Origin of the sequence: Alcaligenes faecalis, from assembly GCF_005311025.1 — a bacterium.
Lineage (GTDB): Bacteria > Pseudomonadota > Gammaproteobacteria > Burkholderiales > Burkholderiaceae_B > Alcaligenes > Alcaligenes phenolicus.
On sequence record NZ_CP031747.1, the window covers coordinates 2,044,954 to 2,067,052 of the forward strand.

General features: G+C 56.4%; 20 protein-coding genes. 10 read left to right on the plus strand and 10 right to left on the minus strand.

Annotated elements, in window-relative coordinates:
* Window positions 1-100: 100 nt before the first annotated feature.
* From D0C27_RS09340 to apaG, 7 genes are all read right to left on the minus strand, one after another.
* A complete protein-coding gene (locus D0C27_RS09340) occupies window positions 101-1,678 on the minus strand; it encodes an alpha/beta hydrolase-fold protein (RefSeq protein WP_137430842.1) in 1,578 nt (525 codons plus the stop codon).
* A 109-nt stretch (window positions 1,679-1,787) separates the two neighbouring features.
* Complete coding sequence (locus D0C27_RS09345) at window positions 1,788-3,320, minus strand: methyl-accepting chemotaxis protein (RefSeq protein WP_240688342.1); 1,533 nt, start codon at window positions 3,318-3,320, stop codon at window positions 1,788-1,790.
* A gap of 179 nt (window positions 3,321-3,499) precedes the next feature.
* Window positions 3,500-5,116, minus strand: a complete 1,617-nt coding sequence (locus D0C27_RS09350) for an EAL domain-containing protein (RefSeq protein WP_137430843.1) — start codon at window positions 5,114-5,116, stop codon at window positions 3,500-3,502.
* A gap of 311 nt (window positions 5,117-5,427) precedes the next feature.
* Window positions 5,428-6,159, minus strand: coding sequence for a DsbC family protein (locus D0C27_RS09355; RefSeq protein WP_137430844.1), 732 nt, complete (start codon window positions 6,157-6,159; stop codon window positions 5,428-5,430).
* Window positions 6,160-6,198: 39 nt separating this feature from the next.
* A complete protein-coding gene (locus D0C27_RS09360; protein WP_115634849.1) occupies window positions 6,199-7,392 on the minus strand; it encodes an FAD-dependent monooxygenase in 1,194 nt (397 codons plus the stop codon).
* Entirely contained in the window at window positions 7,389-8,684 is a 1,296-nt protein-coding gene (mltA, locus tag D0C27_RS09365; RefSeq protein WP_035268486.1) for a murein transglycosylase A, read from the minus strand. Before mltA ends, D0C27_RS09360 begins: the two co-directional genes overlap by 4 nt.
* 15 nt (window positions 8,685-8,699) lie before the next feature.
* Window positions 8,700-9,074, minus strand: a complete 375-nt coding sequence (gene apaG, locus D0C27_RS09370; protein WP_021447080.1) for a Co2+/Mg2+ efflux protein ApaG — start codon at window positions 9,072-9,074, stop codon at window positions 8,700-8,702.
* A gap of 117 nt (window positions 9,075-9,191) precedes the next feature.
* On the opposite strand from apaG, the gene rpe reads away from it, so the two are divergent.
* Window positions 9,192-9,887: a ribulose-phosphate 3-epimerase gene (rpe, locus tag D0C27_RS09375; RefSeq protein WP_009458542.1), complete on the plus strand. Its 696-nt coding sequence runs from the start codon at window positions 9,192-9,194 to the stop codon at window positions 9,885-9,887.
* Window positions 9,888-9,913: 26 nt separating this feature from the next.
* Here rpe and D0C27_RS09380 read toward each other — a convergent pair whose 3' ends face one another.
* Window positions 9,914-11,716, minus strand: coding sequence for a GGDEF domain-containing protein (locus D0C27_RS09380; RefSeq protein WP_060186104.1), 1,803 nt, complete (start codon window positions 11,714-11,716; stop codon window positions 9,914-9,916).
* Between the two features lie 211 nt (window positions 11,717-11,927).
* On the opposite strand from D0C27_RS09380, the gene D0C27_RS09385 reads away from it, so the two are divergent.
* The 9 genes from D0C27_RS09385 (at window position 11,928) to D0C27_RS09425 (ending at window position 20,664) form a co-directional block, all read left to right on the plus strand.
* A complete protein-coding gene (locus tag D0C27_RS09385; protein WP_021447082.1) occupies window positions 11,928-12,608 on the plus strand; it encodes a phosphoglycolate phosphatase in 681 nt (226 codons plus the stop codon).
* A 215-nt stretch (window positions 12,609-12,823) separates the two neighbouring features.
* Window positions 12,824-14,344: an anthranilate synthase component I gene (gene trpE / locus D0C27_RS09390; RefSeq protein ID WP_009458527.1), complete on the plus strand. Its 1,521-nt coding sequence runs from the start codon at window positions 12,824-12,826 to the stop codon at window positions 14,342-14,344.
* Between the two features lie 38 nt (window positions 14,345-14,382).
* A complete protein-coding gene (locus D0C27_RS09395) occupies window positions 14,383-14,946 on the plus strand; it encodes an anthranilate synthase component II (protein ID WP_021447083.1) in 564 nt (187 codons plus the stop codon).
* Window positions 14,947-14,949: 3 nt separating this feature from the next.
* Window positions 14,950-15,984, plus strand: coding sequence for an anthranilate phosphoribosyltransferase (gene trpD / locus D0C27_RS09400; protein ID WP_035268496.1), 1,035 nt, complete (start codon window positions 14,950-14,952; stop codon window positions 15,982-15,984).
* Complete coding sequence (gene trpC / locus D0C27_RS09405) at window positions 15,981-16,781, plus strand: indole-3-glycerol phosphate synthase TrpC (protein ID WP_009458523.1); 801 nt, start codon at window positions 15,981-15,983, stop codon at window positions 16,779-16,781. Before trpD ends, trpC begins: the two co-directional genes overlap by 4 nt.
* Window positions 16,778-17,236 carry an HIT family protein gene (locus D0C27_RS09410; protein ID WP_137430845.1) on the plus strand — a complete coding sequence of 153 codons (459 nt, stop codon included), beginning with the start codon at window positions 16,778-16,780 and terminating at the stop codon, window positions 17,234-17,236. Before trpC ends, D0C27_RS09410 begins: the two co-directional genes overlap by 4 nt.
* Before the next feature lie 463 nt (window positions 17,237-17,699).
* Entirely contained in the window at window positions 17,700-19,538 is a 1,839-nt protein-coding gene (locus tag D0C27_RS09415) for a ribonucleoside triphosphate reductase (protein WP_137430846.1), read from the plus strand.
* Window positions 19,539-19,713: 175 nt separating this feature from the next.
* Window positions 19,714-19,896 (plus strand): anaerobic ribonucleoside-triphosphate reductase, encoded by a 183-nt coding sequence (nrdD, locus tag D0C27_RS09420; RefSeq protein WP_009458520.1) that lies wholly within the window; start codon window positions 19,714-19,716, stop codon window positions 19,894-19,896.
* A gap of 18 nt (window positions 19,897-19,914) precedes the next feature.
* A complete protein-coding gene (locus D0C27_RS09425; protein ID WP_060186099.1) occupies window positions 19,915-20,664 on the plus strand; it encodes an anaerobic ribonucleoside-triphosphate reductase activating protein in 750 nt (249 codons plus the stop codon).
* A 5-nt stretch (window positions 20,665-20,669) separates the two neighbouring features.
* Here the strand turns inward: D0C27_RS09425 and ubiT are convergent, their stop codons facing one another.
* Window positions 20,670-21,167 (minus strand): ubiquinone anaerobic biosynthesis accessory factor UbiT, encoded by a 498-nt coding sequence (gene ubiT, locus D0C27_RS09430; RefSeq protein ID WP_035268506.1) that lies wholly within the window; start codon window positions 21,165-21,167, stop codon window positions 20,670-20,672.
* A gap of 15 nt (window positions 21,168-21,182) precedes the next feature.
* The gene (gene ubiV / locus D0C27_RS09435; protein ID WP_031232782.1) at window positions 21,183-22,085 is read right to left on the minus strand and encodes a ubiquinone anaerobic biosynthesis protein UbiV; all 903 of its coding nucleotides are present in this window, start codon (window positions 22,083-22,085) and stop codon (window positions 21,183-21,185) included.
* Window positions 22,086-22,099 lie beyond the last annotated feature (14 nt).

Sequence of the window (22,099 nt, forward strand, 5' to 3'; positions counted from 1 at the left end):
CCTGCCCCCCCCCCCCCCCCCGCCCCCCCCCCACCCGAACAGCCCCCCGGTCCAGCCTCCTGAGCCCGCCTATAGCCCGTCCCTCACAGCTTAAGTCCAGCTACTTCTTGTTCTCGACCGGAGCCTCAACCTGCTCAATCCCGAACAAATGCTCCAAACCCAAAGCCAAAGCATCCCGCCACGCCACAAAATCATGCGCCGTCGCACTTTCCACGTAACGCACGTCATACCCCCGCGCCCGCAGCACATCATCCAGATGACGATTCGCCTGCACCAGGCTGACATCCCGGCTGGAGCCTGAAGACTCAAACACCCCGGCGCTCATATAAATCTTCACTGGCACAGCTTCTGAGTCCGCCATCTGCCGCGTCAGCCACTGCCCACGAGCATCACCCGTCGGAGCCCACCAGAACGACCCCGACATGCTCAAGACGTTGCCAAACCACTGCGGCAAACGCCAGGCGGCATTCATGGCAGCCAAACCACCGTAGCTGGAGCCACCAATCGCCGTCTTGTCCGCTGTCGACTGCACCCCTTGGGCCTTGAGCCAAGGCATCAATTCTTTATCCAGAAACTTGATATACGCTTCATTAGGCGGCAACTCACGAGCCCGTTCCGCCATGCCCGGATTGTCCACCAGGACCAGCCACATAGGCTCCACGCGCCCCTGCGCAATCAAGGTATCCAGCATGGCCGGCGCGCGCGCCAAATCCCGATAGTCCCGACCATCGAACAAAATCAAGGTGTGATCAATTTCCTGAGCCCGAGTGCCCGCAGGCTGATAAATCTGCACCTGCCGTTCCACACCCAAAGCCTCGCTGGGCAAGCGCTCCGTACGCCATTGCCCCTGCCCCAACTGCTGCGGCTCCAGGCTCACCACCTCGGCAGGTGCCTGCGTCAAACGCAAGACAGACTCACCATCAAACAGATCCTTGCTGTTTTCCGGCAAAGCCTTGGCATTATGAGGATCGCGCTGCAACGCCGCCCGCAGCACTTCGCGCGCCAGGTTCTGGCCCACATAAGGCACATCCGGCGCCATGCGATAGGCAAAGCGGGCATCACGCGGCAAATCGTAGGTGATGTACCAGATATCCGACTCACCCAAACGATGCATGCGATCGGTATACGAGAAAGGCCCGCCATGCAGACGCACCTCGTTCTGGGCACCGCGCCAGACAAATGTGACGCGATCATGCGTAGTGCTGTAGCGCTCCACCAAAGGCGAACCTACACGCTGCACATAGTCCCAGAAACCGCGAGACGGCTCGCCCGCGCGCAAGCGCATGCTCCACTGACGGATCACATCGCCTTGCAAAGGCTCGGCCTGAGCCGGCGCCTGGGGAGCCGTAACCGATTTAACCTGCCACTGATACTCGCCCTGCCCTTGCACACGCAAACGATACTCGCCCGCCGTGCTGGCAATAAAGCCAAAAGGGCCACCCCGTTCCGGTGCATCTGCCCAATGACGAATCGCCTTGCCATCCGGGCCGAACAATTCCAGCGCCACATCACCACTGTGCTGCCAACTGCCTTGCACCAGCTCATTTTGCTGCAAGCTCAGTATTCGTTCATGATGTTCGTGCGCCTGAACCTCACCTTGAGCCGAAGGCAGCGTAGCCGCCCAAGCCGACCCAACCATTCCCACCATCAATACAGCAACAACAGGTGCGCGCAACATACATCCTCCTAAATGCCGGTTTGCCGCAGGACAAGCCCAGTACCAAGAAGCAGTATACGATCAAAAATAATCAGCGCACCCCTTGGCTGGCGCGAGGCGGCGCCATTTATCACCCCAGACGGAAAGCCTGAATCAAACGATCCAGCTCTTGCACCTGCTCCTGCAACTCGCTGGAGGTGTGCGCCACCTGGTTCACCATTTCCGCGTTTTGCTGAGTGGCCGAATCCAACTGCCCCACCGCCACGTTGATTTGCTCGATACCAATAGTTTGCTCGCGAGTAGAAGCCGCAATCTCGTGCACAATCGTCATCACTTGCGAGCTGCCGGTGACCATCTCATCAATAACCTCACCGACCTGCCCCATCAATTGCACGCCTTCGCGGGTGCTATTGGAGGACGCTTCCACCAATTGAGCAATCTCCTGGGCTGACGCCGTCGTGCGCTGCGCCAGAGCACGTACCTCACCCGCCACCACCGCAAAGCCTCGACCTTGCTCACCGGCTCGCGCCGCTTCCACAGCCGCGTTCAAGGCCAGAATATTGGTCTGGAAGGCAATCGAGTTAATCACCGTGGTGATGTCCGCCACCTTGCCACTGGTATCGCGAATCGCGCCCATGCGGTCCACCAGCTCACTGACCATCTGACCACCATGCTGGGCCGTTTTCTGCACCTGGCTGGAGACTTCCTCGGCACGCATGGCGTTTTCTTCGCTCATGCGAACGGTGCCCGTCATCTCTTCCATGGCCGATGCTGTTTCCTGCAAGGCCGCGGCCTGCTGAGTCGTGCGACTGGACAGCTCCAGATTGCCCACAGACAGTTGCGCGGTATCGTCCGCAATCACACCACTGCTGTGTTGCAGCGTGCGCATAACCTCGTTCAATTTCAGGCGCATCTGCTCGATGGAGGCCATCACGCTATTGTCCGGAATCGAGCGTAGGGAATGAGTCACACGCAAATCGCCATTGGCAATGGCTTGGGCCGCTTCATGCAAAATTTTGGGCTCAGCCCCCAGCTCGGCAAAGATCTGGCGCGCCAGAAACACAGTAACCGCTGATACCAGCAGCACGATCAGAACAAACACGATTGACGAGCTGAGCAGATTGCTCAGGAAGCGCGCCTGAATATTGTCGATATATACGCCCGAGGTCAGCACCCAATCCCACTGTGTCACCCCTTTGCCAAAGGCCAGTTTGGGGGCATTGCTCTTGTCGCTAAGTTTGGGCCAGTGATACTCCAGAAAACCTTCGCCACCATTGCGGCCGATGCGGCTCATCTCGGCAAAAGGGTGCACGCCGTTGCTATCGACCACGGCACTGACGTCCTGGCCGTCCAGCTCCGGTCGGCTGGGATTCATGATGGACACCACATCGGTCGATAACACCGACACATAACCTTCCTGCCCAAAACGGATACTAGCGATGCGTTGCAGCGCCTGCTTTTGCGCCTCTTCCTTGCTGAGAACGCCTTTGCTGACCAGTTGCTGATAGTCCTGCGTAATGTTTGCTGCAATATTGACGATGTGCTGCAAACTACTTTTTCGCTCCTCCATCTGTGCCTGATAGAGCTGATAGTTCACAAACGCAAAAACCGCCACCAACGCCATCAAGCACAAGATCAATGGCAACCACAACTTCTGTTTCAAGCCCAAACGCATCATATTCCCCGAGCAACGCTGAAAAGACAGGTCCCAGGTACGCAAAAACCGACCGTGTCACCACGGTCGGCCTACATGGAGGCCCCATCGAACAAGCTGGGTAACGGCCTCGGGCTTGAAATACTTAATTAAAGTTACATATCGAGATAATTGGATGCTAAGGCGGCTTATAAAACACTACCGCTCAAGCGTCGGGAAGCTTCATGGCCTTGGCCAAAAGAGGGTTCGCTGCTGGCCAGAGTCAGCAAGAAGCCATCTTCAGACATCAATTCCGAGGTGAGACGCCCCTGGTAATGACCCAGCTCCAGATTCAAGGCAAGATCGCGCAGTTCCAGGTTATCGACGCCTTTGATAACCAGCTCAAAGCCCTGCTCGCTCAGTAAATGGCACGCGGTTTCCAGCAATGCCTTGAACGTCGGTTCACGGCAGGCGCGTTGAATAACCTCGGCTTCCAGTTTGACGCCGCTGATTGGCCAGCCACGCAAACGGTTGAGCTTGTTGTTCTCAATATCGGGGCTGGTCAGCCAGACCTGAATGTCCTGTTCTTTCAGAAACTGCAAAGCCTGGATCAGTTCTGGTGTTTCTTCCAATTCCTCGTCGCTGAACAAGTCCAGTTCCACACAGCAAGGCTGCAGCTCGAACTGACGCAACATGCTGGGCATGCGCTTATAGATAGGCAGCAGCATATCGATGGGCAACTTCAGGCCAATATGGCTGGCACGCAGCGAATACTCCTGCCACCAGCGACGCACGTCAGCCATCAGAGTACGCAGCATCCATTCGCACAAAGCCTGACGGTGAATGGCGTCAGGCATATGGCGCAGCACCAGATCCGATGACAGACGCAAGCCTGTGGGCGAGGTCCAGAACACCTGGGCGTCCACACCACTGTATTGGCCCGTACTGGTCGCCACGCGCAACTGATAAGAGAAAGACAGCGCTTCGCTGGCCTGCGGATCAAGCACATCCAGAGTTTCCAGCGCACGCAAGAGTTCCAGCGGCGTGGGCTGGGATGCTTCCTGCTCGTCGCGCTGGGCGTAAAACTCCATGATTTCAGTATCTTGCGGCTCTTGCTGGGCGATCAACTTGCCCGTAAAGGTGTAGCCCCAGCCGTGCACCGACTTGATCGGCAAGGCCACCCCTGCCTGACTGGCCTTGCGGCGCAAACGGCTGATCAGGGAATCCACTGCACGGCTGTCACTGGCAGCCAGGCCTTTGTCGCGCATCAGGTCTTCACGGCTGAAACGGGCATCCGCATGGCGGATGAATGCGTCCATCAATTGACGTTCGCTATGCGTCAGTTCCAGTCCCACCCCATTGGGAGCCACCAGAGTCCAGCCTTTATCGCGCAAGATCCATTCCTGCTGGCCACTCTGATCCTGAACCTCTTCCATCGCCTGGGCGGCACCCACGGCGGCATAAACATTACGGCGGCGCACGGCATGGCACCAGGCCATCAGCTCGGGAACTTGCACATCCATAGCCAGACACGCATCAGCGCCCGTCAGCAGCAACTGCACACGAGCACTGGCAGACAGGCCGGACTGAACGGCCACAATACCCAGCGAGCCAAAGTCATTGCGCAATTTGGCCACCATCAAAGGCACGTAGCCCGTCTCAACAGGAAACAGTAACAGATCGGCCTGGCTCAGACGCGCCTCGGCTACCTTCTCCAGGGATCTGACAACGCTTGTCTTGGTACCGAAAACCCGCAGTTGCTCCAGCCAGTAGTGCAAGCCTTCGCCTTCTTCCAAAACAATCAACACGCAGCGTGCATGTTCCATAAGCGCCTACTATTTAATTATTGTCAGTCCCACGACGGTCCCGGCGAGGGCCGACAATACTATTTTTATCAATAGTTAGAATTATCACTTCTAGAATACGGAGCACAAAGTAAAGAATGGTCAAATGTGGCGTTTGAAATTTTTTGTCTTCAAAATAACGTCCGCCTTACCGCCTGAACCATCTCGGGATTATTTTCTAATCGCTGCTCTTTTAAAATCATGCCCCACAAATAATTATAGTTTCCATAACGATGGGACATAAAAAACCCGCTCGAAAGCGGGTTGTTCTAGCTCAAGACCAACCAGAATACTTACTGGGCGGCAGCGTCCAGGCGAGACTGCAACTGGGCAGCAGGCAGCCAGCCATCAGCGCGGCTGCCATCAGCAAAGTAAATGGCCGGGGTGCCTTGAACGCGCAGTTTTTGTCCTACTGCCAATAACTGATCCAATGGATGCTCACACGAGGCTTTCTCGGGTCGCGCTCCGCCCCCCATCCAATCACTCAAGGTTTTAGCGGGGTTTTGGGCGCACCAGATGTCCTCGGCTTTGCGGCGACTGTCCGGTCCCAGGATGGGAAACATCAGGCTATAAACCGTAACATTGTCGATCTCCTGCAAAGTTGTATGCAGACGTTTGCAATAGCCGCAATTGGGATCTTCAAAAACCACCATTTGACGGCTACCGTCGCCTTTTACCAGCTTGATGGCCTTATCCAGCGGCAAGTCATTCAGCGACACACGATTGAGTTCCTGCATGCGCTGCTCGGTCAGATCAACACGAGTTTTGCTATCCAGCAAAGAACCCTGCATCACAAAGCTGGCCTGCGGGTCGGTGTAGAGCAAGGTGCCGCCCACTTCCACTTCCAGCAAATTGGGAAATGGTGTGGCGCGAATACCATCGACCGTCACGCCGGGGAAAGCGGCTTCAAAGGCCTGGCGGGTAGTCTCGAAACGTGTGTCTACTTTGGCGGGGCTGGCGGCCTGAGCCAGGCTGCACAGCGACAAAAACGCCAGAGCCAATACAGAACGAAGGTGCAACATCATGACGTACTTCCTTTGCTAATCGACAAGACCCTAGCGGCCTTAGAACAAGAGCGCGCCGGGGCTGACGCCGGCAGCATGCGCAATCAGGCGGCGTTTCACCCAGGGCAGGCGGTCCACCACTTGCATACCGGCATTGCGCAGCATGGAAGCCGGTGCTCCCGGTGCCGCAAACAGACGATACAAGCCATCGGTGGCTGCCCGCATGGCCGCAATCGGTTCAGCGCGAGCGCGCTTGTAGCGATTGAGTACACGCATATCACCGACCGAATAATGCGGGCCACGCTCGGACAAGACCTTGATCAGGGCTTCGATATCGCCCAGACCCAGATTCAAACCCTGGCCAGCCAAAGGATGGACGCGATGCGCCGCATCACCCACCAAGGCCACACCGGGCGACACCAGGCCGCTACGCTCAAAGGTCAAAGGGAAACCGTGTACCGGGCTACGCAAGCTTAACTGCCCCAAACGGCCATTGGATAAAGAGAACAAGCTGTTTTGCAGATACTGCGCCTGCTCCTCTGAGGGCATGGCCAACACCTTGTCGGCCTGCGCTTGCGGCACGGACCAGACCATGGAGACTTGCGGTTTGCCATCCACATCCGGCATAGGCAACAAGGCCAGAATCGAATCGCCAGTAAACCACTGCAAGGCGACTTGCTGGTGCGGGCGCTCCACGTTGAAGTGGGCCACCAAACCGGCGTCCCCATACTCACGACCATGATGCTCAATGCCAGCAGCAGACCGCAGGCCGGAACGGGCACCATCTGCCCCCACAAACAAATCGGCGCTGATGCGCTTCTGTCCGGCGGTGATGATGGTATTGCCTTCCAGACGCTCGAAACGGTCTTCAATCCAGGGCACACCAAACACTTGCAAGGCCTGATACAGCGCCTGCTCCATCTGTCCGGACTCAACGATCCAGGCCAGATAATCCTGCGCGTCCTGCCAAGCATGCAGATTCAGGCAACCGCCGCCATCACCATGTACTTCCATGGCCTGCACTGGCGAAATGCGCTGGGCCGACATCAAGTTCCAGGCACCCAACTGCGTCAGAAAACGCTGGCTGGCGACCGAGACGGCGTAGACACGGGGGTGATACTGCCCCGCCGCCAGTTCCATAGGCTTGTAAGCGGGGGACAAGATGCTGACATCAAACCCGGCCTTGCGTAAACCCAGAGCGCTGGCCATACCGGCCAAGGCCCCGCCACACACCACAATTCGTTCTTTGCTCATCGTGCGCTCGGTGCTCCTGCCTGACGTGGCCACAACAGCCACATTTGACCTTGCTGCTTCATGCGCCCTGCCTGCGCACCAGCCTGATCGCCCGTGCCCCAGTACAAGTCGGTACGTGCGGCACCTTTAATCGCCGCGCCCGTGTCCTGAGCAAAAACCAGTCGCTGCAAAGGCTGGTTAGAAGCAGGCTGCGAGGTAGCCAAGTACACAGGCGTACCCAAAGGCACGTAAGTGGGGTCAATAGCCACGGAACGCAGACCAATCAAGGGAATGCCATAGGCACCTTTAGGGCCCAGCTCCGGATCCACAATGGCCTCTTCGCGGAAGAACACCATAGCGGTATTTACATTCATCATTTCCTGAACGCGATGCGGATTGCGCTTGGCCCAGGCCTTGATGTTTTGCATGGAAGTCTGCGCCAAAGGCATCTCGCCCTGCTTGGCCAGCCATTGGCCTACCGAGGCATAAGGGCGACCGTTATGGTCGGCATAGGCCAGACGCACGGCGCTGCCATCGGGCAGGACCGCACGACCCGAGCCTTGGATCTGCAGAAAAAAGCCTTCTACCGGATCTTCCGCATACACGATCACGGGTGGCTGGCGATCCTGCTTGGACACGATCTGCTCGCGTGTGTCGTAGGGCACAATGCGTTTGCCCACTTGCTTGCCGCGAATACGCTTGCCAGCCAGCTCGGGGTACAAGCTACCCAGGTCAATCGTCAGCAAATCATCCGGCGCAGCGAAAAGCGGCCATTGATAGCTGGAACTACGGGTACGCGAGGCCTTGAGCAAAGGCTCGTAATAGCCCGTGACCGTATTTTGGGCCACCTTGCCGTCGCCGGTCAGCAAACGCCAGGGCTGCAACTGTTGCTGCAGAAAATCACGTACAGCGGCCGTATCTTTGGTGTCAGCGTTCAGACCGGCAGAAGCCGCAGCCTGACAAACGGGCTGCCAGGCACGGGGATTGGCACGTGCGGGCATGGCCAGCGAACCGCTGACAGGGCGCATCAGGCCCTTGCAGTTATTGATGAAACCTTTCCAGACATGGTCCAGCGAATCAGCCTGCCAGCCCGGCAAGGCGGACCAGTTCACAGCTTGATAACGCCCTGCCAACGCACGCGCCGGGGTTTCCGGCAGTGCCGACAAGGACGGCACGCGCAACGGTTGCAGAGCGATATCAGGACCGCCTTCTGCTGTACCCGGAGCCGTTGACGAAGAACCCTGATCCCCAGGAATGGTGGAACAGGCACTTAATGCCAGCAGTACGGCTGGCACGCAATAAATTATCTTCATGGCTGGGTTTGGCCCTTAGTGCAAGGTACGGGGAGAGGAAAGGATGAACTCCTGAATGGCGACCTCAAAGGGCACACCATTTTCACCAACACATTGATAGCTGCCGCGCATGGTGCCAAACGGCGTGTTCAGGGGGCAACCACTGGTGTATTCAAAGGTCTCACCTGGAGCCAGCACCGGCTGTTGTCCTACAACGCCCAGGCCACGCACTTCCTGAACCTGCTGATTGTCGTCCGTAATGATCCAGTGACGACTGATAATCTGGGCCGTCTGCTGTCCATTGTTGGTAATCCGTACGGTATAGGCAAAAACATATTGATTGCTATCGGGCTCGGATTGCTCAGGCAGGTACTGGGGCGTGATCTGCACCTCAATATCGTCAGGCTTCATGATGGATTCCAGGTTACGGCTGTACAAATACGGGGCGCTGCACAGCCCCCCGCTTGAAACTATAATGATGACATATGGCCACGATTTTCGTGATGTCTAATCTTTACGGCACCTATTATGTCCCAAGCCAGCTCCACACGTATCGCTCCCAGTATTTTATCGGCCGACTTCGCCCGCCTGGGTGAAGAAGTCCGCAATGTTATCGCCGCCGGTGCCGACTGGGTTCACTGCGACATCATGGACAACCACTTTGTACCGAACCTGACTTTCGGCCCCATGGTCTGTGCTGCGCTGCGCCCCCACACCACTGCCCCCATCGACGTACACCTGATGGTGGAGCCCGTGGATGCGCTGATCCCCGAATTTGCCAAAGCCGGTGCCGATTACATCAGCTTTCACCCCGAAGCCTCGCGCCACGTGGACCGCACCCTGTCGCTGATCCGTGACCACGGCTGTAAGGCCGGCCTGGTATTCAACCCGGCCACCCCGCTGAACTGGATGGATCACCTGATGGACAAGCTGGATCTGGTCCTGCTGATGTCCGTTAACCCCGGCTTTGGCGGCCAGGCCTTTATCCCCAGCGCCATGGACAAGCTGCGCCAAGCCCGCGCCCGCATTGATGCGTGGACTGCAGAAGGTGGTCAGCCCATCCTGCTGCAAATCGACGGTGGCGTGAAGGTGGACAATATCGGCGCCATCCGTGCAGCCGGTGCTGACACCTTTGTGGCCGGTTCGGCTATTTTTGGTCAGCCCGACTACGCTCAGGTCATCCGCGACATGCGCGCGCAAATCGCTCTGGCAGAGCAGGCCTAAATCCTGCGTTCGGCCTGCTGTTCCCGCTACTGCAGCATCGTATTGCGGCTATAACTGCCCTGCCGAACCGCACTGTCGGGGCGGCGGCGCTCCACAAACAAGGCATTGCCCTGCACCCGCTTGGCCTGTGCCTTGGCAGAACTGGCCAGCTCCGCAATTAAAGAGCCCGAATACAATTCGGGCTCCTCGACTGTGACCACACCTAAAGACAGGCTCACCAACGGGTGAAACACCAGCACGCCTTGACGGTTTTCAGCCAAATAGCCGCCTGCTTGCCGATGCTCCAGTCTATACAAGGACTCCAGCTCTTTTTCCAGCTCGTCCAGAATGCTTTGGCAGCGCTCGGCCCAGTCCGGGCTGGTAAACACCAAAATAAAATCGTCCCCCCCCACATGGCCCACAAAGTCCATGCGAGCCACCGCGTAACGGGTGAAGAGCTCGGCCATGGAGCGTAACAGCTCATCGCCTTTGCGATAGCCGTACAAATCGTTGTAGGGTTTGAAGTGGTCCAGATCCGCATAGCACACAGCGAAGTTCTGCCGATTACGCAGCAAACTATCAATATGCTCATCAATCGGCACATTACCCGGCAATTGCGTCAGTGGATTGGCATAACGCGCCGTCATGATCTGAATCTGCGTAATTTCACGCATCAGCTCCACACTGGAGCCCAGGCCCAGATACTCACCCGCCCCGGTAATGATGAAACCATCACTCAAGGCATCCCCCGCTCCCTGCGTCATCAAGGTGCCCAACTCCAGCAAGCTGGTATCGCAGTCAACAATCAGCGGTGGGGTTTCAATAAACAGGGAGCATGGCTTGTTGCCATACAGTTCGCGGTGATAAGGCCGGGCAAGCTGATCATAAAGCTGGCTACGACGCAAAATACCCGTCGGTCGATCCCCTCGCACCAGAGCCACGGCACTAAGATCTGGGTGGCTTTGAAACAGCTCATACACACGATTCGTGGGTGTATTATCAGGCACCGCTGGCGCGGCACGCAGTAAACGCCGCACGCTCATGGAATCACGGCCTTGCACTTGACGCTGAGTGCGCACAGTGGAGGGTCCAAACAGCGCGGCTTGAGCGGGCTCCAGCTGAGGCGGGGGGTTAGGTTGAGGGCGACATAGCAAATAGCCCTGCCCACAGGCCACGCCCAAGTAGCGCAAGGTGCGTAGTTCCGCGCCGGTTTCAATCCCTTCTGCAATCACAACGGATTGAGCATGGCTGGCAATATCGCAAATGGAGCGTACCAATTGCTGCTTGAGCACATCGGTATCAATATCGCGCACAAAGTATTTGTCGATCTTGACGTACTCGGGCCGCAACTCGGACCACAAACGCAGCGAGGCATAGCCTTCACCCAGATCATCAATGGCAAACTGCAGGCCTTCTTTTCGATAAAGCTCAATAGCCTGATTCAGATAGTCGTAGCTGTCAGTACGCTCGGACTCGGTCAATTCGACCACCACCCGGCTCCAGTCAATGCCATCCAGCTGTGGCATACCGGTACGCGGTTCGATGCGGGCCGAAGGCAACATGCGCATCACCACATCCGGGCTGGAGTTCAAGAACAGTTTGCCCGCCAAACCCTGCTGCTTGAAACTGCTGACCAAGGTATGGCAACACAGCTCTTCCAGATCCCATAAGCGGCCACATTGCCGGGCGGCGTCAAACAAGGCCAAGGGCGAATAAAAACTGCTGTCCTTTGGCCCTCGAATCAAACCCTCGTAACCCAGAATCAAGCCGGACTGCAAATCCACAATGGGCTGAAAGACCGGCGTAACTTGTTTTTCTACGAGAATCTGATGAAATGTATCGAGCATCATACTTCCGCTCCTAGGGCCTTTCTGAACGGACTATCGAAAGCCAATCTTGTACCAAAATACGGTTTGCTCACTAAATTGATAAGCCCGCGTGCAGTAAGGAGCTTTAACATGATGAATCAAACGAAATGAAAACCCGACGTTCCGAAAACTTTTTTCTGCTCGACCTTAACAGGAATTTGACAATATTTTGTCACAAGTCCGCTACAAAAAGATGAATATTTTCTCTGTGCTGTTTGATTTGGATGGAACCCTGCTCGATACCATTCCCGATCTGGCCTCGGCATGTAATGCCATGCGTATCGACCTGGGTTTACCCCCGCTCCCAGAGGAGCGCATCGCCACTTTCGTGGGTAAAGGCTCGGAAAACCTGGTGCGACGCGCTCTGACCGATCTACCTGAACCTCCTGCCGACTACACCCCGGCATTGGAATCATTTTATTACCATTACCAATTATGTAATGGCCAACACAGCCGCCTGTATCCGGGTGTACTAGAAGGATTGGATGACTTTAAAAGCCAGGGATTGCGTCTGGCTGTGGTCACCAACAAGCCCGAACAATTTGCCCGCCCCTTACTGGAACAAACAGGTTTGGGCCCGTACTTCGAACTGGTGGTGGGCGGTGATACCTGCCCGCGCAAAAAGCCCGACCCCATGCCTTTTGTCTACGCCTGCGAGCAAATGAAACTGGCTCCCGAACAGGCTTTGGTCATTGGGGATTCCATGAATGACGCCCAGGCAGCGCGTGCGGCGAACATCCCCGTACTGTTGGTTCCTTACGGCTATAACGAAGGCAAGGATGTGCAAAGCCTGGATTCCGATGGTATAGTTGCCTCTATTGCCGACGCGGCCACCTGGCTGCGCAATAAACGCAACACCATATTTACGTCATAAAATTCATGTCTACTCGCACTCACGCATCCACAATCTACGGCGCTTATTGGCGCTGGTGGCGTTCGTGTATCGGGTAGATATAACCTTGAAGTCTGGCGTCCCTGCAAAGTAGTACACAGCGGACCGCCTCCAGGAAAATAAGCCCGGTAATCACAACGACCGGGCTTTTTTTGTTTCTGTCCGGCTCGTCGTACCCACTGACCCTCGAGATCCCAATGACAGAAATAGAATTCAATGCCCTAGCAGCAGAAGGCTTTAACCGCATTCCCCTGATTGCGGAAACCTATGCCGACCTGGATACGCCCCTGTCGATTTATCTGAAACTGGCGCACAACGGCCCCGAAGGCGGACGTTACAGCTGCCTGATGGAATCGGTTGTGGGCGGCGAGCAGTTCGGTCGCTACTCCTTTATTGGCCTGCCTGCCCGTACCGTGATCCGCAGCTACGGCCGTCATACCCAAGTGCTGCACGATGGCAAGATTGTCGAAACAGCCGAAGGCGATCCGCTGGAATTCATCGAGCAATTCCAGGCCCGTTTCAAAGTAGCCCTGCGTCCTGGCATGCCCCGCTTTGCGGGTGGTCTGGCTGGTTACTTCGGCTATGACACGGTGCGTCACATCGAACCGTCCCTGGGTATGAACCGCAAACCCTTCCCTTCCGACCAGGAAGAAGGCGTGCCGGACATCATGCTGCTGCAAGTGGACGAGCTGGTGATTGTGGATAATCTGGCTGGTCGCACCTACCTGCTGGTCTACGCCGATCCCGCCCAGCCCGAAGCCTACGTACTGGCCAAGCGTCGTCTGAAAGATCTGCGCGAAAAGCTGCGTTCACCCGTCGTGATCCCTTACGCCTACGCCAGCATGCAAACCGAATGCGAGCGCGACTTCGACAAAGAGGATTACCTGAAGGCCGTGGCCCGCGCCAAGGAATACATTGCAGCCGGTGACCTGATGCAAGTGCAGATCGGCCAGGTCATCACCAAACCTTTCCGCGACTCGCCCTTATCCCTGTACCGCGCCCTGCGTTCGCTGAACCCATCGCCTTACATGTACTTCTGGAACTTCGACGACTTCCAGGTCGTGGGTGCATCGCCAGAAATTCTGGTGCGTCAGGAAGAACACCGTCAGGATGGCCGCAACATGGAGCGCGTCACTATTCGCCCACTGGCTGGCACTCGCAAACGCGGTGCCACACCTGAAGCCGATGCCGCACTGGCCGCCGAGCTGAAGTCCGACCCTAAAGAACGCGCCGAACACCTGATGCTGATCGACCTGGCCCGTAACGATATTGGCCGTATCGCCAAAACCGGCTCGGTACAAGTCACGGACACCATGGCAATCGAACGTTACTCGCATGTTCAGCACCTGGTCTCCAATGTCTGCGGTGAACTGCAAGACGGCATGAGCCAGATGGACGTGCTGCGCGCCTCCTTCCCCGCGGGCACCCTGACCGGCGCCCCCAAGGTACGCGCCATGGAAGTCATTGATGAACTGGAGCCCGTGCGCCGTGGCGTTTACGGTGGTGCCGCTGGCTACCTGAGCTACTCGGGCGAAATGGATCTGGCTATTGCCATACGCACCGGCGTCATCAAGGACGGCATGCTTTATGTGCAGGCCGCCGCCGGTGTCGTGGCCGACTCCGATCCCGAAAAAGAATGGCAAGAGACCGAAGCCAAGGCACGCGCCGTAATCCGCGCTGCCGAACAAGTGCAATTCGGTCTGGACGAGCCTATTTAATCGCCCCACTGCCATCCTTTTTTTGCCGGAGTATTCCCATGCTGTTCATGCTCGATAACTATGACTCGTTTACCTACAACCTGGTCCAGTACTTTGGAGAACTGGGTCAGGAAGTAGTGGTACGACGCAACGATCAAGTCACACTTGAAGAAATTGAAGCCTTGAATCCCAGCCATCTGTGCGTCTCGCCCGGCCCCAAGTCCCCTGCGGATGCGGGCCTGTCGGTTGCACTGATCCAGCACTTTGCCGGCAAGCTACCGATTCTGGGCGTCTGCCTGGGTCATCAGGCGATCGGGCATGCTTTTGGTGCGCGCATTATCCGTGCGCAGCAAATCATGCATGGGAAAGTCTCCCCTATTACTCACCAGGGCACGGACGTATTCAGCAACTTGCCCTCGCCCTTTAACGTCACCCGTTATCACTCCCTGGCCATCGAGCGCGACAGCCTGCCCGACTGTCTGGAGGTAACCGCGCAAACCGAAGACGGCGAGATCATGGGTGTCCGTCACCGCGAATTGCCTATTTATGGCGTGCAGTTTCACCCCGAGTCGGTGCTAAGCGAGCATGGCCACGCCTTACTGAAGAACTTTCTGGACCTTTAAATCATGAACACCATCACTCCTACCGAAGCACTGGTGCGCTGTATCGAACACCGGGAAATCTTCCACGACGAAATGCTGCATCTGATGCGCATGCTGATGCGCGGCGAAATGTCGCCTCAGATCGCGGCTGCCTTGCTGATGGGCTTGCGCGTGAAAAAAGAAAGCGTGGGTGAAATTTCTGCCGCCGCCCAGGTGATGCGCGAATTTGCCACCCCCGTCATTACGCCCAATCCGGACGAACTGCTGGATATGTGCGGTACAGGTGGCGACGGCTCCAATACCTTCAATATCTCCACCGCCTCCATGTTTGTGGCCGCCTCCGTAGGAGTGAAAGTAGCCAAGCACGGCAACCGCAGTGCCTCTTCCTCGTCCGGTAGTGCGGACGTGCTGGAAGCCCTGGGCGTGAACCTGACCTTCTCGCCCGAGCAAGTGGCGCAAAGCATTGCCGAAACCAATATTGGTTTCATGTTCGCCCCCGCTCACCACGGCGCCATGAAAAATGTGGCTGCTGTCCGCAAAGAGCTGGGCGTGCGCACTATTTTCAATATTCTGGGCCCACTGACCAACCCGGCCGGAGCAACCAACCAATTGATGGGCGTCTTCCACCCGGACCTGGTGGGGATTCAGGTGCGCGTAATGCAACGCCTGGGCGCTAAGCACGTGCTGATCGTGCACGGCAAGGACGGTATGGATGAAGCCTCTCTGGGTGCGGCCACCCTGGTGGGCGAACTGAAAGACGGTCAGGTGCGGGAATACGAAATTCACCCCGAAGACTTTGGCATGGCCATGACCTCCAACCGCAGCATTCGCGTCTCCAGCAAGGAAGAATCTGCCGTGATGATTATGGAAGCCCTCAATAACCAAGAGGGTACGGCTCGTGATATCGTGGGCCTCAATGCTGGTTTGGCCATCTATGCTGCCAACCACGCCGACTCCATTGAACAAGGCCTGCGCATGGCTTTTGAGGCCATTGCCAACGGTGCCGCACGCGAAAAACTCGAACAATTCCGCGCTTATACAAGGAAGTTAAATCCATGAACGACATTCTGGCCAAGATCCTCGACACCAAAAGAGCTGAAGTCGTCACCGCCCGCCAACTGCGCAGCGAGTCCGATCTGCTGCGCGAAGCGAAGAACCGGAACGACCTGCGCGGCTTTGCCAGCGCCATTGAAGACAAGATTGCTCAAGGCAAGCCTGCCATTATTGCGGAAGTCAAAAAGGCTTCCCCGTCCAAGGGTGTGATCCGTGCCGACTTCAACCCGACTGAGATTGCCTCCAGCTACGCCGCCCACGGCGCGGCCTGCCTGTCGGTCCTGACCGATATCCAGTATTTCCAGGGTTCCTACGACCACCTGCGCCAGGCCCGTGCCGTATGCGCACTGCCCGTACTGCGCAAAGATTTCATTATTGACCCCTATCAGATCATCCATGCCCGAGCCATGGGTGCCGACTGCATCTTGCTGATCGTCGCCGCGCTGGAGAAGGATCAGCTGATGGAGTACGAAGAAATGGCCCACGAACTGGGCATGGACGTACTGGTTGAAGTACATGACCGCGCCGAGCTGGATATTGCCTTGCAAATGAAGACCAGCCTGCTGGGCATCAATAACCGCAATCTGCGCACCTTTGAAACCAGCACCCAGAACACGCTGGACCTGCTGCCTTTTATCCCCAGCGAAAAACGCGTTGTCACCGAAAGCGGTATTCACACCATTGAAGATGTGGCCCTGATGCGCGAGAACCAGGTGCAGGCCTTCCTGGTCGGTGAGGCCTTCATGCGTGAACCTGATCCAGGCGTTGCCTTGCAGAACCTGTTCTTCGGTCAGCCTGCATGAGCACCCACACTTGCCCCCTGTGTGCCTTGAAACCCGATCAATTGCTATGGTCGGGTGCAGGGCTGCAGGTACTGGCCGTCACGGACAGCCCGTTTCCCGGCTATACACGGGTAATCTGGCAAGATCATGTGGCTGAAATGACAGACCTGTCTGAAGAACAACGGCAGCACATCATGGCAGCCGTATATGTGGTTGAGCAGACTCAGCGTGAACAACTGGGAGTCGCCAAGATCAATCTGGCTCAATTCGGAAATCAAGTGCCGCATCTGCATTGGCACATCATCCCTCGCTGGAAGGACGACCCTTTCTTTCCGGACTCTGCCTGGTCACCCGCCCCCACACGCACCGAAGAGCAGAAACAAAGCTGGGCTTCCCACGAAGAACGCCTGCTTGAGCAAGTCAGCCAGTATCAGCAGGCACTTTGTATTGCGCTAAAAGCACGATTCAAGCACTAAACCCGCTATTCAAGTCCTGCTATTCAAGAAATACCCGCTGGCCTGTAAAAAGTCAGCGGGTATTTTTTTGCCTCTCGGAAAAGAGACGGCGCACTGTAACAGACAAGTACACCGCTTATCCGTGGAGCCCGCTACAGTGCGACTCCACCGGCAGGAGCCAAGCTGCTGTTGTGCTACTTGCACGCAACCCACATAAACAGCTTGCTTGCTTGCATAGCATGGCCATAGCCAACTCTTTATACCTGGCAGCACGACCACCTCGACTTCATAAATCTCCACCTACGAACGATCAGGCTAAGGAGTGCCCAACGACTTCTTTCCGACAAAATCCTTGATCCAGTCACTTCGAGCACAAAATTAACCTAGATCAAGCCTGGACGACAATCGCCTAGCCTCTCCAAAAACCACCATATATAGTGTCGTGAATCCTAAAAATCACTACATATAGGTTTTGGTGAAAAATATGGCTACCCAGGAAACTGCATCGCGTCCAGCTGCTCAGCTGGACATCATCCGTTCCATTACTGAATATCTGGACCGCCAGGACTGGCGCGTGCAAGCCAATGCCAACCAGGGCTATTCGCTGGGCGGTCTAATTCTGAACAGCTCGGGCAAGATGATTGCCAACTACTGGCTCAGCCACGTTTACCCCGAAGCGATCGGCCAGGCACACCGTCAGGCCGACCTGCACATCCACGATCTGGACATGCTCTCTGGCTACTGCGCCGGCTGGTCCTTGCGCACTTTCCTGAACGAAGGGCTCAATGGCGTACCCGGAAAAATCGAATCCGGCCCACCCCGTCATCTAAGCAGTGCGGTCGGTCAGGTCGTCAATTTCCTGGGCACCCTGCAGAACGAATGGGCCGGTGCCCAGGCCTTCAGCTCCTTTGATACCTATATGGCGCCCTTCATCCGCAAGGACGGCCTGAGCTACAAGCAGGTGCGCCAATGCATGCAGGAACTGATCTACAACCTGAACGTACCCTCGCGCTGGGGGACACAGACGCCCTTTACCAATCTGACCTTTGACTGGGTGTGCCCCGACGACCTGCGCGAGCAAGTTCCGCAAATCGGTGGCGAAGAAATGCCGTTTTGCTACGGGGATCTGCAGACCGAAATGGACATGATCAACCAGGCCTATATCGAAGTCATGAGCGAGGGCGATGCCCGTGGCCGTGCCTTCACCTTTCCGATCCCCACCTACAACATCACCCGGAATTTTGACTGGCACAGCCCGAATGCCGAGCGCCTGTTTGCCATGACGGCCAAATATGGCCTGCCCTACTTCCAGAACTTCATTAACTCCGAGCTGGAACCCAATATGATCCGCTCCATGTGCTGCCGCCTGCAGCTGGATCTGCGCGAGCTGCTCAAACGCGGTAATGGCTTGTTTGGCTCTGCCGAACAAACTGGCTCCCTGGGAGTGGTCACCCTGAACTGCGCCCGCCTGGGTCATCTGTATCAAGGCGATGAAGCCGGACTGTTTGCCCGTTTGGATGAACTGCTGGAAATGGGCCGCGACAGCCTGGAAATCAAGCGCACGGTGATCCAGCAGCATATGGACCAAGGGCTGTTTCCCTACACACGCCGCTATCTGGGCACCTTGCGCAATCACTTCTCCACACTGGGAGTTAACGGCATTAACGAGATGATCCGCAACTTTACCCAGGACAAGCAAAATCTTTGCACGCCGTGGGGGCACCGCTTTGCCCTGCGTTTGCTGGACCATATTCGGGAGCGCATGGTGGAGTTTCAGGAAAGTACCGGCCACCTGTACAACCTGGAAGCCACCCCTGCCGAGGGCACCACTTACCGCTTTGCCAAAGAAGATCGCGCCCGCTGGCCCGACATTCTGCAAGCAGGGACCGAGCAAATGCCCTACTACACCAATTCCTCACAACTGCCGGTGGGCTTTACTGAAGACCCCTTCGAGGCATTGGAGCGACAAGACGAGCTGCAAGGCAAATACACCGGCGGCACCGTGCTGCACCTCTATATGACCGAAGCACTGTCCAGCACTGATGCCTGCCGCAATCTGGTGCAACGAGCCTTGAACCATTTTTCCTTGCCTTACATCACCGTTACGCCCACATTTTCTATCTGCCCCAAGCACGGCTATCTGTCTGGAAAACATGAGTTTTGCCCGCATTGCGACAGCGAATTGCTGGCCAACAAGATAGCTCAAGCTCGGGCCGAGGCTGACGTTCAAAACGAAGTTATTGCGGACACGTCAACGCCGTCGTCGACACCGACACCGACACCGACACCGACACCGACACCGACACCGACATCAGTCCATTAAAGCCGATCTCTTCAAGTCAACTTTTTACCAAGACAGGCTAAACCCAATCCACTTGGCTCAACTAAAACCAGGCTTTTAGTTGTCCTCAGCCTTTATCTACAACCAGCCTCTTGGCACACACCCAGGCTAGTCACATCCGCATAGCGTGACGGCCCTTTTTTCCAAGGAGTTATTCATGAATACCGACACCATCACTCTTCAAGATTCCGAACGCCAGCCTTGCGAAATCTGGACACGCGTCATGGGCTATCACCGTCCCATGTCGTCTTTCAATATTGGCAAGCAAGGTGAGTTTCATGAGCGACGCTACTTCACCGAAGCCAGCGCCTGCGCAAGCAATGCCGTCCCCACCCTATAAACAGCCCGGTCAAATTCCATGACTTACGCCACGCGCCATCTTTACCCGGCCACGCCTGCCCACAAAGTGGCATTGAAAGTGGGTGGCTGCGCCCCTTTCTCGGCTACGGATTACCCCGGCCAATTAGCCGCTGTCATCTTTGTGCAAGGCTGCCCCTGGCGCTGTGGCTACTGCCACAATCCCCACCTGCAAGAGCGCACACCAGACAGTGCTATTGATTGGAACGCCTTGCTGGACTTTCTGAATCGCCGCGTCGGCCTGCTGGATGCCGTCGTGTTTAGCGGCGGCGAGCCCACACTGGACCCGGCCCTGGGCCCCGCCATCCGCGCGGTGCGCAGGCTGGGTTTCAAAATCGGTTTACACACGGCCGGCACACATCCGGCCAGACTGCTGGAAATCCTGCCTTGGGTGGACTGGATAGGCCTGGATATCAAGGCAGAGTTCAGTCACTACGACGCCATTACTCAACGCAGCAATAGTGCCGCTGCGCCCTTACGCAGTTTGCAGTTGCTGCTGAACGAAGACGTTCTGTTTGAGTGCCGCAGCACTATTCATCCCCAGTTGCACAGTCCCGCCTCGGTACAAGCTTTGGGACAACACCTGCATGAGCTGGGCGTCCAGCGCTATGCCGTGCAGATTTTCCGCACACAAGGCTGTGATGACGATTTCCTGAATGAAACTGGGCAGGCTTTGCAGGCCTACCCAGGAGCGGAGATTTTGGAAAACCTCCAGAAGCTGTTTCCGCACTTTGAAGTGCGACGCTCTTAATTGTCTCAGGAAGAAGCGGGGGTGCGAATCGGGCGGCGCAGTACATCCTGTAAAGCCGCTTTACCCTGTTTAAGCACTGCACGCGGATGCAGAATATCGGGGTCCAAGGCGTCCAGGGTGTTTTTCACCATCAGACCCAATTCGGTATCACCCTCAATCGACAGACGTCGATTAAAGAACAAGGTATCCGGATCTTCCTGCCGCTGCAAAAGCTGATAAAAAGCCCAAAGATCCGCTTTCAGAGTCAAATCCGGACGTTGTACGCGTGCCGACAGAGGATAAAAAGCCCCTTGGCGCCACGTATAGTCAAACGCTAAGCCGGCATCCGCCACCTGTATGCGTAAAGCTCGCCCTTCCAACCGTTCCGCAATGTCAGCCGGCAAGTGCGGACGCATCAGCACGTTCAAGCCCGTACAAAACAAGCGGGAGCCGGGCCACGGAGGTAATCGGCTTAAAACACCCGCCACAACAGCGGGTAAACGGGGAGTCGTTATTTCATTCATTCTTCCATCCCTCCCTTAAAAACGCTCTGACACCGGCGACACCCATTCCAAACCGGGGCGACCATGCCAGAAACCGTTGCAGGCCTTAGCGGGCAGTAAAGGCAGCATATCCTCGTGGGCATCCCTTGCCTGAATACGCCCCTGAATCACGTCATTAAACAAATGCACGACCGCATCCATATGCTGAGATTGCGGACTCAAACGCAGCATATTCACACCCAAATCGCGCAAATCCTGTACCTGCTCCAGTAAGGTGTACACCCAGGCGGATTGAGTCTGGATACCGTTAATCGTCAGAAAACCCTGCCCTTCACGGGTTTCCAGCAGCAAGCCATCGGGATAGTCCATGCACACGTACTGGCAATTGTCCTTAGGCAGATTGCGGTTACGCGCCGCAAAGCAACGGGCCGAGAAAGCCAGGGGCAAACGCCCGAAGGCAAAGACCTCGGTTTCCAAACCGGCAGGTCTGTCTTGCTGCAACTGCGCCAATCCTGCACGGCCCATTTCCAGAGGCATCACCCAACGCACCGCGCCTTGAGAAGCAATCAAATCCAGCACTGGCCCGTTATAAACATTTAAAAAAGGGCCGGCGACAAAGTCCCGACCCTGCATCAAACGTACTGCTCCCATATCATTGGCTTCGACCAGATAATCAGCCTGTTCGGTGACCTTGCGTAGCGTATTCACGTCCCGCCCGGACTCCAGCAAGACCTGACTAGACAGAACCGGCACCTTGCCAGCCTGGGCCAGCATCTGGGCAATATCCAGCCAATCATCCAGTCGTAGCTCGTGACGACGCGAACATACGGTCTCGCCCAGATACACCACATCGATCGGCCAGTCGCAGGCCGACTCATAAAACTGCATCGTGGCAACGCGGGACCAGTAATACTGCAAGGGGCCTAAAGATAATTTCATGATTGAGCCTCCCA